17 protein-coding genes are annotated in these 15865 nt (G+C 69.2%); 13 read left to right on the plus strand and 4 right to left on the minus strand.

What is annotated here, in order from left to right:
- Window positions 1-8 precede the first annotated feature (8 nt).
- Window positions 9-1193 carry an NAD(P)/FAD-dependent oxidoreductase gene (locus FBY21_RS16130; RefSeq protein ID WP_069563120.1) on the plus strand — a complete coding sequence of 395 codons (1185 nt, stop codon included), beginning with the start codon at window positions 9-11 and terminating at the stop codon, window positions 1191-1193.
- Between the two features lie 18 nt (window positions 1194-1211).
- Here FBY21_RS16130 and cobF read toward each other — a convergent pair whose 3' ends face one another.
- Window positions 1212-1976 (minus strand): precorrin-6A synthase (deacetylating), encoded by a 765-nt coding sequence (gene cobF, locus FBY21_RS16135; protein WP_044402414.1) that lies wholly within the window; start codon window positions 1974-1976, stop codon window positions 1212-1214.
- A gap of 392 nt (window positions 1977-2368) precedes the next feature.
- On the opposite strand from cobF, the gene FBY21_RS16140 reads away from it, so the two are divergent.
- Window positions 2369-4570, plus strand: a complete 2202-nt coding sequence (locus FBY21_RS16140; protein WP_142012309.1) for an OsmC domain/YcaO domain-containing protein — start codon at window positions 2369-2371, stop codon at window positions 4568-4570.
- Between the two features lie 33 nt (window positions 4571-4603).
- On the opposite strand, the gene FBY21_RS16145 is transcribed toward FBY21_RS16140, so the two are convergent.
- Both FBY21_RS16145 and FBY21_RS16150 read right to left on the minus strand, forming a co-directional pair.
- A complete protein-coding gene (locus tag FBY21_RS16145) occupies window positions 4604-5245 on the minus strand; it encodes a DUF1109 domain-containing protein (protein WP_107330130.1) in 642 nt (213 codons plus the stop codon).
- On the minus strand, window positions 5232-5822 hold the full coding sequence (locus FBY21_RS16150; RefSeq protein WP_044402425.1) for a sigma-70 family RNA polymerase sigma factor: 591 nt from the start codon (window positions 5820-5822) through the stop codon (window positions 5232-5234). Before FBY21_RS16150 ends, FBY21_RS16145 begins: the two co-directional genes overlap by 14 nt.
- Before the next feature lie 285 nt (window positions 5823-6107).
- Between FBY21_RS16150 and FBY21_RS16155 the strand changes: the two genes are divergently transcribed.
- From FBY21_RS16155 to FBY21_RS16170, 4 genes are read left to right on the plus strand one after another with little or no spacing between them, the layout of a single operon-like run.
- Window positions 6108-6389, plus strand: coding sequence for a DUF2282 domain-containing protein (locus tag FBY21_RS16155; protein WP_142012312.1), 282 nt, complete (start codon window positions 6108-6110; stop codon window positions 6387-6389).
- Window positions 6390-6403: 14 nt separating this feature from the next.
- Window positions 6404-7237 carry a DUF692 domain-containing protein gene (locus FBY21_RS16160; RefSeq protein WP_142012314.1) on the plus strand — a complete coding sequence of 278 codons (834 nt, stop codon included), beginning with the start codon at window positions 6404-6406 and terminating at the stop codon, window positions 7235-7237.
- Window positions 7234-7977, plus strand: coding sequence for a DNA-binding domain-containing protein (locus FBY21_RS16165; protein WP_142012316.1), 744 nt, complete (start codon window positions 7234-7236; stop codon window positions 7975-7977). The genes FBY21_RS16160 and FBY21_RS16165 overlap by 4 nt, the downstream gene beginning before the upstream one ends.
- Before the next feature lie 12 nt (window positions 7978-7989).
- Window positions 7990-8442: a DoxX family protein gene (locus FBY21_RS16170; RefSeq protein WP_074972864.1), complete on the plus strand. Its 453-nt coding sequence runs from the start codon at window positions 7990-7992 to the stop codon at window positions 8440-8442.
- Between the two features lie 7 nt (window positions 8443-8449).
- Here FBY21_RS16170 and FBY21_RS16175 read toward each other — a convergent pair whose 3' ends face one another.
- On the minus strand, window positions 8450-8683 hold the full coding sequence (locus FBY21_RS16175; RefSeq protein ID WP_044402440.1) for a metal-sensing transcriptional repressor: 234 nt from the start codon (window positions 8681-8683) through the stop codon (window positions 8450-8452).
- 318 nt (window positions 8684-9001) lie between these two features.
- On the opposite strand from FBY21_RS16175, the gene FBY21_RS16180 reads away from it, so the two are divergent.
- From FBY21_RS16180 to FBY21_RS16210, 7 genes are all read left to right on the plus strand, one after another.
- The gene (locus FBY21_RS16180; protein WP_142012318.1) at window positions 9002-10615 is read left to right on the plus strand and encodes a methyl-accepting chemotaxis protein; all 1614 of its coding nucleotides are present in this window, start codon (window positions 9002-9004) and stop codon (window positions 10613-10615) included.
- A gap of 273 nt (window positions 10616-10888) precedes the next feature.
- Window positions 10889-11950, plus strand: coding sequence for an HD-GYP domain-containing protein (locus tag FBY21_RS16185; protein WP_142012320.1), 1062 nt, complete (start codon window positions 10889-10891; stop codon window positions 11948-11950).
- 108 nt (window positions 11951-12058) lie between these two features.
- A complete protein-coding gene (locus tag FBY21_RS16190) occupies window positions 12059-12310 on the plus strand; it encodes a DUF2790 domain-containing protein (protein WP_044402449.1) in 252 nt (83 codons plus the stop codon).
- 59 nt (window positions 12311-12369) lie between these two features.
- Entirely contained in the window at window positions 12370-13128 is a 759-nt protein-coding gene (locus FBY21_RS16195; protein ID WP_107331775.1) for a sulfite exporter TauE/SafE family protein, read from the plus strand.
- A gap of 534 nt (window positions 13129-13662) precedes the next feature.
- Window positions 13663-13905 (plus strand): exodeoxyribonuclease VII small subunit, encoded by a 243-nt coding sequence (locus FBY21_RS16200; protein ID WP_044402455.1) that lies wholly within the window; start codon window positions 13663-13665, stop codon window positions 13903-13905.
- Window positions 13902-14789, plus strand: coding sequence for a (2E,6E)-farnesyl diphosphate synthase (ispA, locus tag FBY21_RS16205; RefSeq protein WP_074972856.1), 888 nt, complete (start codon window positions 13902-13904; stop codon window positions 14787-14789). Before FBY21_RS16200 ends, ispA begins: the two co-directional genes overlap by 4 nt.
- 225 nt (window positions 14790-15014) lie before the next feature.
- On the plus strand, window positions 15015-15761 hold the full coding sequence (locus FBY21_RS16210) for an AraC family transcriptional regulator (protein WP_044402460.1): 747 nt from the start codon (window positions 15015-15017) through the stop codon (window positions 15759-15761).
- The last annotated feature ends 104 nt before the right edge of the window (window positions 15762-15865 follow it).

The raw sequence follows: 15865 nt of genomic DNA on the forward strand, positions 1-15865 counted from the left end.
TCCTCACCGTGCTATCCCCCCAGGTCATCATCATTGGCGCCGGTGCCGCCGGGCTGATGTGCGCCATGAGCGCCGCCGCGCGCGGACGCCGCGTACTGCTGCTGGACCACGCCAACAAGGCCGGGAAGAAGATCCTCATGTCCGGGGGCGGCCGCTGCAATTTCACCAACCTGTATTGCGAGCCGGCGAACTTCCTCTCCCACAACCCGCACTTCTGCAAGTCCGCCCTGGCACGCTTCACCCAATGGGACTTCATCGCCCTGGTGGCCAAGCACGGCGTGCCCTACCACGAGAAAAAGCTCGGCCAACTGTTCTGCGACCACAAGTCCAGCGACATCCTCGGCCTGCTGCTGGAGGAGTGCGAGCAGGCGGGCGTGGACCTGCGCCTGAACACCTCGGTCAGCGAGATCAGCCGCCACGAAGGGGGCTATCGCCTGGAGACCAGCCAGGGCCCCGCCCAGTGCGAATCCCTGGTCATCGCCACCGGCGGGCTGTCCATCCCCACCCTGGGCGCCACCGGCTTCGGTTACCAGGTGGCCCGCCAGTTCGGCCATACGGTGCTGCCCACCCGCGCCGGGCTGGTGCCGTTCACCGTCACCGATCCGCAGTTGAAGGCGCTGTGCGAGGCCCTGTCCGGCACCTCGGTGGAAGACTGCCGGGTCAGCTGCAACGGGCAGAGCTTCGTCGAGAACATCCTCTTCACCCACCGCGGGCTCAGCGGGCCGGCGATCCTGCAGATCTCCTCCTACTGGCAGCCCGGCGATGTCGTCAGCATCGACCTGCTGCCCGCCCTCGACCTGCCGACCTGGCTGGCCGAGCAGCAGCGCGAGCGGCCCAACAGCGAGTTGAAGACGCTGCTGGCCGAGCTGTTCACCAAGAAGATGGCCGGGCTGCTGGCCGAGCAGTGGTTCACCTCCAAACCGATGAAGCAGTACAGCCCCGGCGAGCTGAAGGCCATCGCCGAGCGCCTGGGCAACTGGCAGCTGGTGCCGGCAGGCACCGAGGGCTACCGCACGGCGGAGGTCACCCTGGGTGGGGTGGACACCCGCGAGGTGTCATCCAAGACCCTGGAATCGCTGAAGTCCCCCGGGCTCTACTTCGTCGGCGAGGTGCTGGACGTCAGCGGCCACCTGGGCGGCTTCAACTTCCAGTGGGCCTGGGCCTCCGGCTACGCCGCCGCGCAGTACGTGTAGGGCCGCGCGAGCGGGGCGTCACGCGTCGCCTTCGCCCCCGCGCCGCAGCAGGTAGGTGTCCATGATCCAGCCGTTGGCCTCACGCGCCGCCTGGCGCACCCGGGCGATGTCCTCGGCCACGTCCTTGAGCTTGCCGGCTACCAGTATCTCGTCCGGCGTGCCGACGTAGGCCCCCCAGTAGATGTCGAGGTCCGGCGCGTTCAGGCGCCGGTAGGTGTCCTCGGCATCGAGCATCACCACCACGCTGTCGGCATGCGCCGGGAAGCCCTCGGCCAGGCGCCGCCCGGTGGTGATTTCAATGGTCCCGCCGATGCGGTTCAGCGGCACCTTGTGGCGAGCGGCCAGCGCCTGGACGCTGCTGATGCCGGGGATGACCTCGTATTCGAAGGCATGCCGGCCGTCCCGCAGGATGGCCTCGAGGATGCGGATGGTGCTGTCGTACAGGGCCGGATCGCCCCAGACCAGGAAGGCCCCGCATTCGTCCTCACCGAGGTCGCCGATCAGGCGCTCGAACACCTGCTGCTTGGCCAGGTTCAGGTCCTTGACCGCCACGCCGTAGTCGCCGCCGCGTTCGCGCTCCGGGCTGCCCGCCTCGACGAAGCGGTAGTCGCGGTCCTTGATGTAGCGCTCGCAGATTTCCCGGCGCAGGTGGATGAGTTTTTCCTTGCTGATGCCCTTGTCCAGGATGAAGAAGACGTCAGCCTGGTTGAGCGCGTTGATGGCCTGGATGGTGATGTATTCGGGGTTGCCGGCACCGATGCCGATGATCAACAGCTTCTTCATGGAGAGACCCTCACGCGTTCGCAGGGCCGACATGTTGATGGCAAAGCCCCGGCGAGTGAAGGATTTTCACCGCCCCAATTCATCGCCGCAGCTTCGCCGCCAGGCGCCCCTTGCCAGCCGCCGGCCGTCGCCGCAGCGGCCTGCCGCGTGCCTACCGGGCAGCCACGCCTGGGCACTGGCGGCCAATTCCCCTATCCTTCCCGCCGGCGAACCCACTGCGGCATCGGCTACCGGTCAGCGGACCGGTCCCTGGCGCGCCCGCCCTCCTCGCTCCCGTCACGTCCCCCGAGTGTCTGCCTGCACGCCCTGGCCAGGGCCATGCGGATGACCGACGGGCGCCCCCGGAGTCGCCTCCTTCACCGTTCCACCCTTTCTTACGCTGGTGCCCCTGCATGGAAATCAAGGTCAACTTTCTCGACAACCTCCGCCTCGAAGCCAAGTTCGACGACTTCACGGTGATCGCCGACCAGCCGATCCGCTACAAGGGCGACGGCTCGGCGCCGGGGCCGTTCGACTACTTCCTGGCCTCCTCGGCCCTGTGCGCGGCGTACTTCGTCAAGCTGTACTGCCAGACCCGCGATATCCCCACCGACAACATCCGCCTGTCGCAGAACAACATCGTCGACCCGGAGAACCGCTACGCGCAGATCTTCAAGATCCAGGTGGAGCTGCCGGCCGACATCTCCGAGAAGGACCGCCTGGGCATCCTCCGCTCCATCGACCGCTGCACGGTGAAGAAGGTGGTGCAGCAGGGCCCCGAGTTCATCATCGAAGAGGTGGAGAACCTCGACGCCGACGCCCAGGCGCTGCTGATCCCCACCAGTAGCGGCCAGCGCACCTGCATCCCCGGCAAGGACCTGCCGCTGGAAGAGACCATCGCCAACCTATCCGGCCTGCTCGCCGGGCTGGGCATGAAGATTGAGATCGCCTCCTGGCGCAACATCGTGCCCAACGTCTGGTCGCTGCACATCCGCGACGCCAGCTCGCCGATGTGCTTCACCAACGGCAAGGGCTCGACCAAGGAAAGCGCCCTGGCCTCGGCCCTGGGCGAGTTCATCGAGCGGCTGAACTGCAACTTCTTCTACAACGACCAGTTCTGGGGCGAGGACATCGCCAACGCCGACTTCGTCCACTACCCGAACGAACGCTGGTTCAAGCCCGGCCCGAAGGACGCCCTGCCGGCCGAGATCCTCGACGCGCACTGCCTGGCGATCTACAACCCGGACGGCGAGCTGCGCGGCTCGCACCTGTACGACACCAACTCCGGCAACACCGCGCGCGGCATCTGCTCCCTGCCCTTCGTGCGCCAGTCCGACGGCGAGACGGTGTACTTCCCGTCCAACCTGATCGAGAACCTCTACCTCAGCAACGGCATGAGCGCCGGCAACACCCTGGCCGAAGCCCAGGTGCAGTGCCTGTCGGAGATCTTCGAGCGGGCGGTCAAGCGCGAGATCCTCGAAGGCGAGCTGGCCCTGCCGGACGTGCCCCAAGCCGTGCTGGCCAAGTACCCCGGCATCCTCGCCGGCATCCAGGGCCTGGAGGAGCAGGGCTTCCCCGTGCTGGTCAAGGACGCCTCCCTGGGCGGTGAATTCCCGGTGATGTGCGTGACCCTGATGAACCCGCGCACCGGCGGCGTGTTCGCCTCCTTCGGCGCCCACCCGCGCTTCGAAGTGGCGCTGGAGCGCAGCCTCACCGAGCTGCTCCAGGGGCGCAGCTTCGAGGGCCTCAACGACCTGCCGCAGCCGACCTTCGAAAGCCACGCACTGACCGAGCCGAACAACTTCGTCGAGCACTTCATCGACTCCAGCGGCGTGGTGTCCTGGCGCTTCTTCAGCGCCAAGGCCGACTTCGAATTCGTCGAGTGGGACTTCTCCAGCCAGGGCGAGGACAGCAACGCCGAGGAGGCCGCCACCCTGTTCGGCATCCTCGAAGACATGGGCAAGGAGGTGTACATGGCGGTCTACGACGACCTCGGCGCCAACGCCTGCCGCATCCTCGTGCCCGGCTACTCGGAGATCTACCCGGTGGAGGACCTGGTCTGGGACAACACCAACAAGGCCCTGCTGTTCCGCGCCGACATCCTCAACCTGCACCGCCTGGGCGACCGCGAGCTGAAATCGCTGCTGCGCAACCTGGAGAACACCGAGGTCGACGACTACACCGACATCACCACGCTGATCGGCATCGAGTTCGACGACAACACCGTGTGGGGCCAGCTGACCGTGCTGGAGCTGAAGCTGCTGATCCACCTGGCGCTGAAGAAATTCGAAGACGCCAAGGAGCTGGTGGAAGCCTTCCTCCAGTACAACGACAACACCGTCGAGCGCGGCCTGTTCTACCAGGCCCTGAACGCGGCGCTGGAAGTGACCCTGGACGACGACCTGGACATGGGCGACTACGAGACCAACTTCCGCCGCATGTTCGGCAACGAGCGCATGGACGCGGTGCTGGGCTCCCTGGACGGCAGCGTGCGCTTCCACGGCCTGACCCCCACCAGCCTGAAACTGGAAGGGCTGGACCGCCACCAGCGCCTGATCGACAGCTACAAGAAGCTGCACGCCGCGCGGGCCCGCGCAGCCGCTGCGCGGGGCTGAGCCCCTGGCGGGCGCCTCTTCCCCGGAGGCGCCCTACCAGCGCAACAGACGGGGGCCGAGCACGGCCCCCAGCACGGTGGGCAGCAGCATGCCCAGCAGGTACCAGACACCCCAGAACGGCACGCCCATCTCCGGGCAGTGCAGGCTGTAGGCCAGCGCCGACGTAGCGCCCGCCAGCAGGCCGGCGGCCGCGCCGGCCTGGCCCAGGCGCACCGGCGCCAGGCCCCGCAGGGCCCAGGTGATGGCCGCCAGGGTGGGCACCGCCAGCAGGCCGATGTTCAACGCGCAGGTGCGCCAGGTGCGGCCCAGCACCAGTTCGGGCCGGGCCTCGGCGGGCACGCCGGCCAGCGCCACGGCACCGCCGACCCACACCAGCACCACCGGCAGGGCCAGCAGGCCCCAGGCCACCCCGCCCTTCACCCCCGGCCGCGCCAGGCGGCTGCACAGCCACAACGCCAGCAGCGCCAGGCTGCCCGGCAGCGCCAGCTTGGCCCAGAACAGCGGAGTGCCGGCCACCTGCGCCAGGTCCGGGCGTACGCCGTACAGGCTGGCCATCAGCAGCAGTGCACCAAGGGCCCCGCCCAGCAGGGCCAGGCCGATGCGCCGCGCCAGGGCGCCGGTGTCGACGCCCGGGTCAGCGGTGGCCAGGAGGCTGATCAGGTCATCGGTCTTCATCGTTCTGCGTTCCTCGAATCAGGGCCGCCAGGGCCTTCAGGCCCCGGTGGATGTTCACCTTCACGGCGGAGCTGGACTGCCCGGTAAGGCGCGCAGTCTCCTCCACCGACAGGCCGTCCAGCTTGACGTGGACGATGGGCAGGCGCTGCCGATCGGGCAGTTGCCCGAGCAGCCGCCCCAGGTCCCGTCGTGCCTCGGCGGGCTCGCCATCCTCCACGGCCAGCAGCGTCTGCTCGCTGTCTTCCAGCGGGTCCTGCAGGGCCTCGCGGCGGGCGAACCCACGGAAGTGGTCCGCCAGCTTGTAGCGGGCGATGGCGTAGACCCAGGCCGTCAGCGGCTGGTCGGCGCGGTAGGTGTGGCGGGCGTTGTGCACCGCCAGCAGCACCTCCTGCAGCAGGTCCTCCACATCGGTCGGGCGGCTGGCCAGGCGATGGCGGAGAAAACCCCGCAGGTAACCACCCAGTGCCGTGAGAAAGCCCCGGTAGGCCGCCGCATCGCCGGCCATGCCGCGCAGCAGCAAGCCCTGAAGCTCGGCTTCGCGCTGGTCCAGGGTGGCCTGAGGGTCAGTTCGTGACATGGGCGGGTCGGGTTACACCGGGGGTCGGGAAACGGGGTTCGGGGCGACGAACGGCAGGCAAGGGTCCGTCGTGGCGGCGGTTTTTAATACGTTAGGAGGCGCCAGGGCAAATCTCCACACCCGCGCATGCGCACGCCCGCAGGCGCTCCAGGGCCCAGCCAGTGCGGTGTTGGCAAGCGTGCAAAAAAATTTCGAACCCCCTGTAACCGTTTCCGCAAGACCGACGAACTCTCTCACGAGCCGGCGACGCAGCGTCGCGGCCATCCCACCTTTCGGAGAGATTCCATGAAAACCATCGCCCTCACCACCGCCGCCCTCGCCCTGGCCTCCCTCGCCGGTGCCGCCTTCGCCGACGACATGAGCGCCAAGCCCGCCGGGGCCATGGAGAAATGCTACGGCGTGGCCATGGCCGGCCAGAACGACTGCAAGGCCGGCGCCGGCACCAGCTGCGCCGGCACTTCGAAGAAGGACTACCAGGGCGACGCCTGGAAGAACGTTCCCGCCGGCACCTGCACCTCGATCAAGACGCCCCACGGCATGGGCTCGCTGACCCCGATCAAGGGCTGAGTGGAGCGCCGACCATGTCCGTCACCCACCGCCTGGGCGCCGGCCTGGGCCTGAAGCCGGCGCACTTCGCCGAGGCCCTGGCCTGCGAGGCCGAGGGGCTCTGGTACGAGGTGCACCCGGAGAACTACATGGTCGGCGGGCCACGCCTGGCCTGGCTGGAGCGGGTGGCCGAACGCCACCCGCTGTCGCTGCACGGGGTGTCGCTGTCCCTGGCAGCCGATGCCCCGCCGGACCCGGCGCACCTGGCACGCCTGCGCGAACTGGCCGACCGGGTGCGGCCGGTGCTGGTGTCCGAGCACCTGGCCTGGTCCGCCTGGCGCGGCCAGTACCACCCCGACCTGCTGCCCTTCCCCCGTACCCTTGAGGCGCTCACGCGCATCGCCGACAACATCCAGCGCACCCAGGACGCCCTGGGCCGCCCCATTGCCGTGGAAAACCCCAGCCACTACCTGCGCCTGGACGGCCACGCCTTCGACGAGATCGACTTCCTCGCCGAGCTGAGCCGGCGCACCGGCTGCGGCCTGCTGCTGGACCTGAACAACGTCCACGTCAGCGCCCACAACCTCGGCTTCGACCCGCTCGCCTACCTGGACCGCTTCCCCGCCGAGGCCGTGGTGGAACTGCACCTGGCCGGCTACAGCGAGGACGCCAACGGCCCGTTGCTGATCGACAGCCACGACGCCCCGATCGACGACGCCGTGTGGGCCCTGCACGCCCACCTGGTGCAACGCATCGGCCCGCGCCCGACGCTGATCGAACGGGACGACAACCTGCCGGCCTTCGCCGAACTGCTGGCCGAACGGGCACGCGCCCAGGCCCAGCTGCAACGTGCGCGGGAGGCGGCATGAAGCTCGCCGAGTTCCAGGACGCCTTCGTCGACGCGCTCTACCAACGCCCCCACCCCGGCCTGGAAGCGCTCAGCGCCCAGCCGGCGTTCGCCGTCTACCGCAACACCGTGATCAAGGGCTGCGTGGATGCCCTGTGCGACAACTTCCCCGCCGTCCAGCGCCTGGTGGGCGAAGCCTGGATGCGCGCCGCCGCCGCCCACTTCGCCGAGCAGCATCCCCCGCAGGACGCGCGCCTGGTGCACTACGGCGCCGGCTTCGCCGACTTCCTCGACAGCCTGCCGGCCACCCGCGAGCTGCCCTACCTGGCCCCGGTGGCGCGCCTGGAATGGCTCTGGCTGGAGGCCTTCACCGCGCCGCTGGAACCGGCATTGACCCTGACCGGGCTGGCCGGCCACGACCCGGCAGGGCTCGACGCCCTGTGCCTGCGCCCCCGGGCCGGCGCGCGCTGGTGCTGGTTCGACGAGCAGCCGATCCACACCCTCTGGCACTGCAGCCGCGAAGGCCTGCCGCTGCCCGAACCCCTGCCGTGGCACGGTGAAGGCGCACTGCTGGTGGCCTCGCCCGAAGGCGTGCACAGCCAGGTGCTGGGCCCCGGCGGCTGCACCTTCCTCGATGCCTGCGCCGCCGGACTGCCCCTGGGCGAAGCCGCCGCCCAGGCCCTGGCCCGCGAACCCGCGCTGGACTTCACCGAACTGCTGGGCCGGCTGATGGCCCTTGGCACCTTCTCCCCCCTCGATTGAAACGGAGCCCCCATGGCCATCACCCTCCCCGCCCGACCGTCACGCTGGAACCGCCTGGCCGACGGCCTGCAACGCCTGCTGCCGGATGCCCTTCTCTATCTGCTGGTGCGCGTGGGGATCGCCTCGGTCTTCTTCCTCTCCGGCCGCACCAAGGTGGAAGGGCTGCTGAGCATCACCCCCGGCACCTACGAGCTGTTCCGCAGCGAGTACGCCCTGCCGCTGCTGCCGCCGGAGCTGGCGGCGCACCTGGCCACCTACGCCGAGCACCTGTTCCCGCTGCTGCTGGTGCTGGGCCTGGCCACGCGCCTGTCGGCCCTGGCCCTGCTGGGCATGACCCTGGTGATCGAGGTGTTCGTCTACCCGGACGCCTGGTCCACCCACCTGTCGTGGGCGGCCCTGCTGCTGGTGCTGGTGGGACGTGGCGCTGGCGCCTGGTCCCTGGACCGGCGCCTGGGCCTGCGTTGAAAGGGCGTCAGGTGTACTTGGTGAAGATGGCGCGGACCCGCGCCAGGGTGGCCTCGGCATCCTGGCCGGATTCGGCGAAGGCCTCCTCCAGCAGGCAGGCCAGCATCTCCTGGTAGGCCTTGTCGAGTGCCTTGCGGGCGGCACTGAACTGCACCGCGATGGTTTCGCATTCCTCGCCCCGGCGGATCATCGCCTGCAGGCCACGGACCTGCCCCTCGACACGGGCGAGACGGTTGAGCATGGCTTCCTGGGGCGTGGTGTCTCGCTTTCGGCTCACGGTGGGTGTCCATCAGGGCTGGCAGGGGGTATCACGGCCACCGAAGCGGCGGACGTGGGGCCGATGTTAGCGCCGCCCAGGCTCGGCAACCAGCACCCTGCGTACGCCATTCGGCGGACAACTCCCTCGCAATACGGCCTCTTCCACGGCCCATACCCAGGCGGGTATGAGAATCAGTCCCGGACACGCTCGCCCCTCGGATTCGCCAGACACGGAAACCTCGGCTTAAGTGTCTAGAGCAACCGCCGATAGCCCGGTAGTCCACCGACGGGGAGTCCAGTCATGTCCATTCGCAGTTACCGCGTTTCCACCCGGATCGGCGCCGGTTTCGCCGCCCTCGTCCTCCTCCTGCTGGCGGTGGGAGCCGGCTCGCTGTGGCAGATGGGGCACATGGATTCAAAATCCGAGGAAGTCCAGAGCAACTGGCTGCCCAGCATCATCGCCCTGGAAGACGTGGGCATGAGCGCCATGCAGATGCGCAACGCCACCCTGCGGGCCTACATCGACTACAACCCGCAGACCCGCCAGCGCGTCATGGACGAACGCAACACGCTGGCCGGCAAGGAAGAGACCTACCGCCCGCTGATCTCCAGCTCGGAGGAGAAAGCCACCTACGAGCGCTTCGCCGCCGCCCGCCAGGCTTACCAGGACACCCAGACGAAGATCTTCGAGATGCTCGACGCCGGGCAGAAGGACCAGGCCCTGCAGCTGGTGAATGGGGTGCTTAACCAGCACGGCGGGAAGATGACCGAGGCCCTGCAGGCGCTGGTGCAGATCAACAAGCAGGGGGCGAGTACCGCCGCCGATGCCAGCGGCGCGGCTTACCACGAGGCTAAATTCCTGGTGCTGGTGATCCTCGGCGGCGCCCTGGGACTGGCCATCGTGCTGGCGGTGGTGCTCTCGCGCAGCGTGGTGCGCCCGCTGGCCCAGGCGGTGGGCGTCGCCCAGACCGTGGCCGCCGGCGACCTGACCCGGCCGATCCCCATCGAGGGCCGCGACGAAGCCACCCAACTGATGGAAGCCCTGCGCGCCATGCAGGACAGCCTGCGCCGCACCATCAGCCACATCACCGACTCCTCAGCCCAGCTCGCCTCGGCCTCCGAGGAGCTGCATGCAGTGACCGAGGACTCCACCCGTGGCCTGCAGCAGCAGAACCACGAGATCGAACAAGCCGCCACCGCCTGCAACGAGATGAGCGCCGCCGTGGACGGCGTCGCCCACAACGCCTCCATCACCCTCGACGCCTCGCGCCAGGCCGACACCGCCGCCCATGAAGGCAGCCGGCAGATGACCGACACCGTCCAGGCCATCAGCGCCCTGGCCAACGAGGTGAACACCAGCGCCGAACGGGTCGGCAGCCTCGCGCGGCAGATGCAGGAGGTGGGCAAGGTGCTGGACGTGATCCGCTCCATCGCCGAGCAGACCAACCTGCTGGCCCTCAACGCCGCCATCGAGGCCGCCCGTGCCGGCGAGCAGGGCCGTGGCTTCGCCGTGGTGGCCGACGAGGTGCGCCTGCTGGCCCAACGCACCCAGGAATCCACCCTGGAGATCGAGCAGATGGTCGGCCGCCTGCAGCAGGAAGCCACCAGCTCCGTACAGACCATGCAGGACAGCTCCGAACTGGCCCGCGACACTGCCCAGCTGGCCGAGCGCGCCAACCAGAGCCTGCAGGAAATCTCCCGCACCATCGCCGCCATCAACGAACAGAACGTGATGATCGCCAGCGCCGCCGAAGAGCAGGCCGCCGTGGCCCGCGAGGTGGACCGCAGCCTGGTCAATATCCGCGACCTCTCCGCCCAGACCGCCGCCGGCGCCCAGCAGACCAGCGCCTCCAGCCAGGACCTGTCGCGCCTGGCCGTCGACCTCAACCGGGTGGTGTCCTCGTTCCGCCTCTAGCAACCGCGCCATTCGTCGGAAACCTCCTACGCCCCGGCCCGCCCAACAGCAGCCGGGGAGCACGTCCTTTCACCGCAACCACGCGCAACATGCCATCAAAGAGCCATTAATCAGCCTCTGCAAAGCGAAACGGTGACCGGATGGCCGTGGATTTTCCGCCTATACCTTCTGTACCGCTGGCCCGGGCGCGACCAAGGTCTACCTGACCGCCCTGCGAGCCGGCGGGATGATCAGCAGGCGAAGCCCCGATTCGAAGGGCCGTGGAGCAACCTGATGTTTTCCGAGATCCCCTCCGATGCACGGGTCGTCATCGTCGACGATGTGGCCCACAACCTGAAGTTGCTGGAGTGCAGCCTGAAGGCCTTCAAGCTGCGCAACGTCGTGTGCTTTTCCGACTCCGCGGAGGCGCTGAACTGGCTGCAGCGCGAATCCTGGGACCTGCTCCTGCTGGACCTGGACATGCCCCAGCCCGACGGTTTCGCCATCCTCGAGGCCCTGGCCAACCGCGACCGGGCACGGACTCCGGTGATCATCCTCACCGCCCTCAACGACCCGGAGAACCGCCGCCGTGGCCTGGAACTGGGGGCCAACGACTACGTCACCAAGCCCCTGGACCTGCCCGAGCTGCTGCTGCGCATCCGCAACTGCCTGCACCTGGCACAGGCCACCGAGTGCCTGCAGCACCTCAACGAGCACCTCGAACAGGAGGTGCGCGAGCGCACCGAGCAGTTGAACGAAAGCTACCGCGCCGCCATACGCGGGCTCAGCCGGGCCGCCAGCTACCGCGACGACGAGACCGGCGAGCACATCCTGCGCATCGGCCGCTCCGCCGCCCTGCTGGCCCGCACGATCGGCATGTCGGAAACCTGGTGCGAAACCATCCGCCTCGCCGCCCCCATGCACGACCTGGGCAAGATCGGCATCCCCGACCACATCCTGCGCAAACCCGGCCCCCTCACCGACGAAGAGCGCCGGACCATGATGAAACACCCCGACATCGGCTACGCCATCCTCCACGAGGAGCGCGGCACGCTGCTGATCGACATGGCCGCCGAGATCGCCTACGGCCACCACGAGAAGTGGGACGGCAGCGGCTACCCGCGCGGGCTGGCCGGGGAGGACATCCCCCTGGCGGCACGGATCGTCGCCGTCTGCGACGTCTACGATGCCCTGCGCTCCCCACGCCCCTACAAGCAGGCCTGGGACCTGGAGCGCGCCCAGGCCCACATCCTCGAGCAATCCGGACGGCACTTCGAACCGCGCCTGGTGGAGGCCATGCGCGCCTGCTTCGACCAGATCGAAGCCGAACGCCAGCAGGAGCAGATCCGCCTCTGACCGCCGCGATTGTTGCGCCCTGCGGAAAAGCCCTTCCTCCGCCAACGGCTTTTTCCGCAGCGGCGCGCGGGTTCTCATAGTGGCCTGTTCCACAGCCTGGAGACCCCCATGCGCACCCAACCCACCTTCCTTATCGGCGCCCTGCTCGCCGGCCTCGCCACCAGTGCCCTCGCCGCACCGCCGAAGCCCGTGCCGTACACCTACGGCATGGACCTGGACGTCGCCAAGGTGCTCAGCATCGAGGAGCCCCACCCGCTCACCTGCCAACTGGTGGAAGCGACCATGACCTACCTCGACACCCACGGGCAGACCCGCGCCGTCACCTACACCAAGCAGTCCGACGCCTGCCTCGCCGAGTGACCTTGCGCTTTGCCCCGGGCCGCCCAGGTGCGTAAGCTCGCGCCTTTTTGCGGGGCTCCATGACGCTTGCCGACTGCTTCCTCCTGCTGCTCGCCGGTTTCGCCGCCGGCGGCATGAACGCCCTGGCCGGGGGCGGCACCTTCTTCTCCTTCCCCGCCCTAATGGCCACCGGCCTGCCGCCGGTCACCGCCAATGCCACCAACGCCGTCGCCCTCTGGCCCGCCAGCCTGGCCGCCAGCTGGGCCGCCCGCGAGCAGTTGCGTCCGCTGGGTCGCTACGTGATCCCCCTGGTGCTGCTCTCGGTGCTGGGGGGCGTGGCCGGTGGGCTGCTCCTGCTGGCCGGCGGCGATGCGGTGTTCCGCCGGCTCATCCCCTGGCTGCTGGCCGCCGCCACCCTGCTGTTTGCCGCCAGCCCCTGGCTGAGCCGCTGGGTGAACCGCCACCGCAGCGCCGACAGCCTGCCGCCCCACGGCCTCGGCGGCGGCCTGGCCCACGCCCTGGTAGCCGTCTACGGCGGCTACTTCGGCGCCGGCATGGGCATCCTGCAACTGGCGGCCTTCTCCATCGAAGGGCACCCCCTGCTGCGCGCCAACGCCCTGAAGAACCTGCTCTCCAGCACCATCTACAGCACCGCCGTGGTCACCTTCGTCCTCGCCGGCCGGGTCAGCTGGGCCGAACTGGCCGTCCTGCTGGCCGCCGCCAGCGCAGGCGGCTACGCCGGCGGCGCCCTGGCCAAACGCCTGCCCACCGCCTGGCTGCGCGCCTGGGTCATCGCCGTCGGCACCGGGATGACCGCCTACTACTTCCTCAATCCTTGAAAACCGGCGTTGCGTGACCGCTGAGCCGAGTAGGCGATGCCCCTCAGATCGTGCACGACGCGCACACGGTGATCGTCCCAGGCAATAGAAGGTGGGGCAGGGAAACGGCCCCTTCAGGAGGCCGAGCGCAGTCGTTGCGCAGGGGGACGAGCGGCATGGATGCCGCGAGAGGCGCGCCAGGCCATGGATGGCCCATCGCGCCGGCCCCCGTAGCGGCGACGGAGCGAGGGAAGTCCCGCGCAGCGGGACCCGGATGGCGGGGCGAGCCTTTTTGGTTTCTTTTTTGTGGGCGGCATTCCGACGATTGAAAAAAGAAACTCGCCAGGCAAGGCGAAACAGGCGACATCAGCAAAGCTCGATAACCAACCTGGCGTTGAGACACCGCTTTCGGGCAGCGCCATGGTGAAGGTACCGGCACCTACCACAACACCGTCCCTAAGCCACGAAACCACCCCGCTACGACCACCGTCGATTGCCCGCAAGGCCGCGCCTCTGCTAGTGTCCGCCCGTTCTGAAATCCCCCGAGACCCCTCCATGGCCCGCAAGAAAGCCACCCCCGACTTCGAACAGTCACTCGCCGACCTGCAAGCGCTGGTCGAACGCCTGGAAAGCGGCGAACTCTCGCTCGAAGACTCGCTGAGCGCCTTCGAGCAGGGCATCCGCCTGACCCGGGAATGCCAGGGCGCCCTGAGCCAGGCCGAACAGAAGGTGCAGATGCTGCTGGAGCGCGACGGCGAGCTGGAGGAAGCCCCCTTCGACGCGGACGAGCCGGCATGATCGCCGCCTACCAGGCCCGCTGCCAGGCGCGCGTCGACGCCGCCCTGGAAACCCTCTTCGACGCCCCCTCCAACGAGCTGGACCGCCTCTACCAGGCCATGCGCTACAGCGTCACCAACGGCGGCAAGCGCGTCCGCCCGCTGCTGGTCTACGCCGCCTGCGAAGCCCTTGGCGGCAACCTCGACCAGGCCGACGGCGCCGCCTGCGCGGTGGAGCTGATCCACGCCTACTCCCTGGTGCACGACGACCTGCCGGCCATGGACGACGACGACCTGCGCCGGGGCAAGCCCACCACCCACAAGGCCTTCGACGAAGCCTGCGCCATCCTCGCCGGCGACGGCCTGCAGGCGCTGGCCTTCGAAGTGCTGGCCGACCGCCGCCGCAACCCGCAGGACGGCGACACCCGCCTGACCATGATCACCGCCCTGGCCCGGGCCTCCGGCCCCGCCGGCATGGTCGGCGGCCAGGCCATCGACCTCGGCTCCGTGGGTATCCGCCTCGACCAGGCCGCCCTGGAGACCATGCACCGGCACAAGACCGGCGCCCTCATCGAAGCCAGCGTGCGCCTCGGCGCCCTGGCCAGCGGCCGCGCCGACGACACCCTGCTGCGTGCCCTGCAGGTCTATGCCCGCGCCGTGGGCCTGGCCTTCCAGGTGCAGGACGACATCCTCGACGTGGAAAGCGACACCGCCACCCTCGGCAAGACCCAGGGCAAGGACCAGGCTGCCGACAAGCCCACCTACCCCGCCCTGCTCGGCCTCGACGCCGCCAAGGACTATGCCCTGGAGCTGCGCGACCAGGCCCTGCACGCCCTGCGCCCCCTGGGCGAGGCCGCCGAGCCGCTGCGCGCCCTGGCCCGCTACATCGTCGAACGCCGCAGCTGACCCGGCGCCCCGCACGCACGGTGCGGGACCTGGCCTGGCAGGAAATGGCGACTGACCAACCGGTCACCTTCCCCCTCGTGAATACGCAATTGCGCGCCCCTCCCCGGGGCGCCCGGCCTCTGGCGCCCGCCGAACGGGCCGGGCTAGGTTCACAGCCCAAGGCCGCCCGGGACCGGCGGCCGACGGGCCGAACCCTCCCGACAGCCAGCCTCCGGCGTATGCACGATGCAGCTCGAATGCCTTTCACACGCCCCGGACCTGCCCAGCCTGCTGCGCTGCCTGGAGCAGGTCGCGCCGCTGCTGGACGCGATGCCGGACGTGGTGTTCTTCGTCAAGGACCTGGACGCCCGCTACGTGCTGGTCAACCAGACCCTCGCCCAGCGCTGCGGCTTCAGGGACAAGGCGCCGCTGCTGGGGCGCACCGCCGAGGACGTGTTCCCGCGCCGCTTCGGCCACCTCTACACCGAGCAGGACCGCCAGGTGCTGGAAGCCGGCGACCAGCTCAGCGACCAGCTGGAACTGCACCTCTACCCCGGCCGCAAGCCCGGCTGGTGCCTGACCCACAAGCTGCCCCTGCGCGACCCGGCGCAGCGGGTCATCGGCATGGCCGGCATCTCCTACGACCTGCAGGCGCCGCAGTCCAGCCACCCGGCCTTCCAGCGCCTGGCGGCGGTGGACGCCCACATCCGCGAGCATTTCGCCGAGCCCATCAGCCTCGATGAACTCACCGCCATCGCCGGGCTCTCCGCCTCCCAGCTCGGCCGCCTGTGCAAGCGCATCTTCCAGCTCAGCCCCCGGCAGATGATCCACAAGGCGCGCCTGGGCGCCGCCACCCAGCTGCTGGCCGGCGAGCTGCCCATCACCGAGATCGCCTACCGCTGCGGCTATGCCGACCACAGCGCCTTCAGCCGCCAGTTCAAGGCCCTCACCGGGCTCTCCCCGAGCCAGTACCGCGAGCGCTGCCGCGCCTGAGGCCGGTCGCCCGGCTGTGCCGAACCGCGCACCGCAACCGGGCGAATCGATCAAGCCACCCGCCCGCGCCCCGTTCACAGTAGGCCCATCCACGGGGTGCAACG

This window comes from Pseudomonas sp. SLBN-26, assembly GCF_006715895.1.
GTDB lineage: Bacteria > Pseudomonadota > Gammaproteobacteria > Pseudomonadales > Pseudomonadaceae > Metapseudomonas > Metapseudomonas otitidis.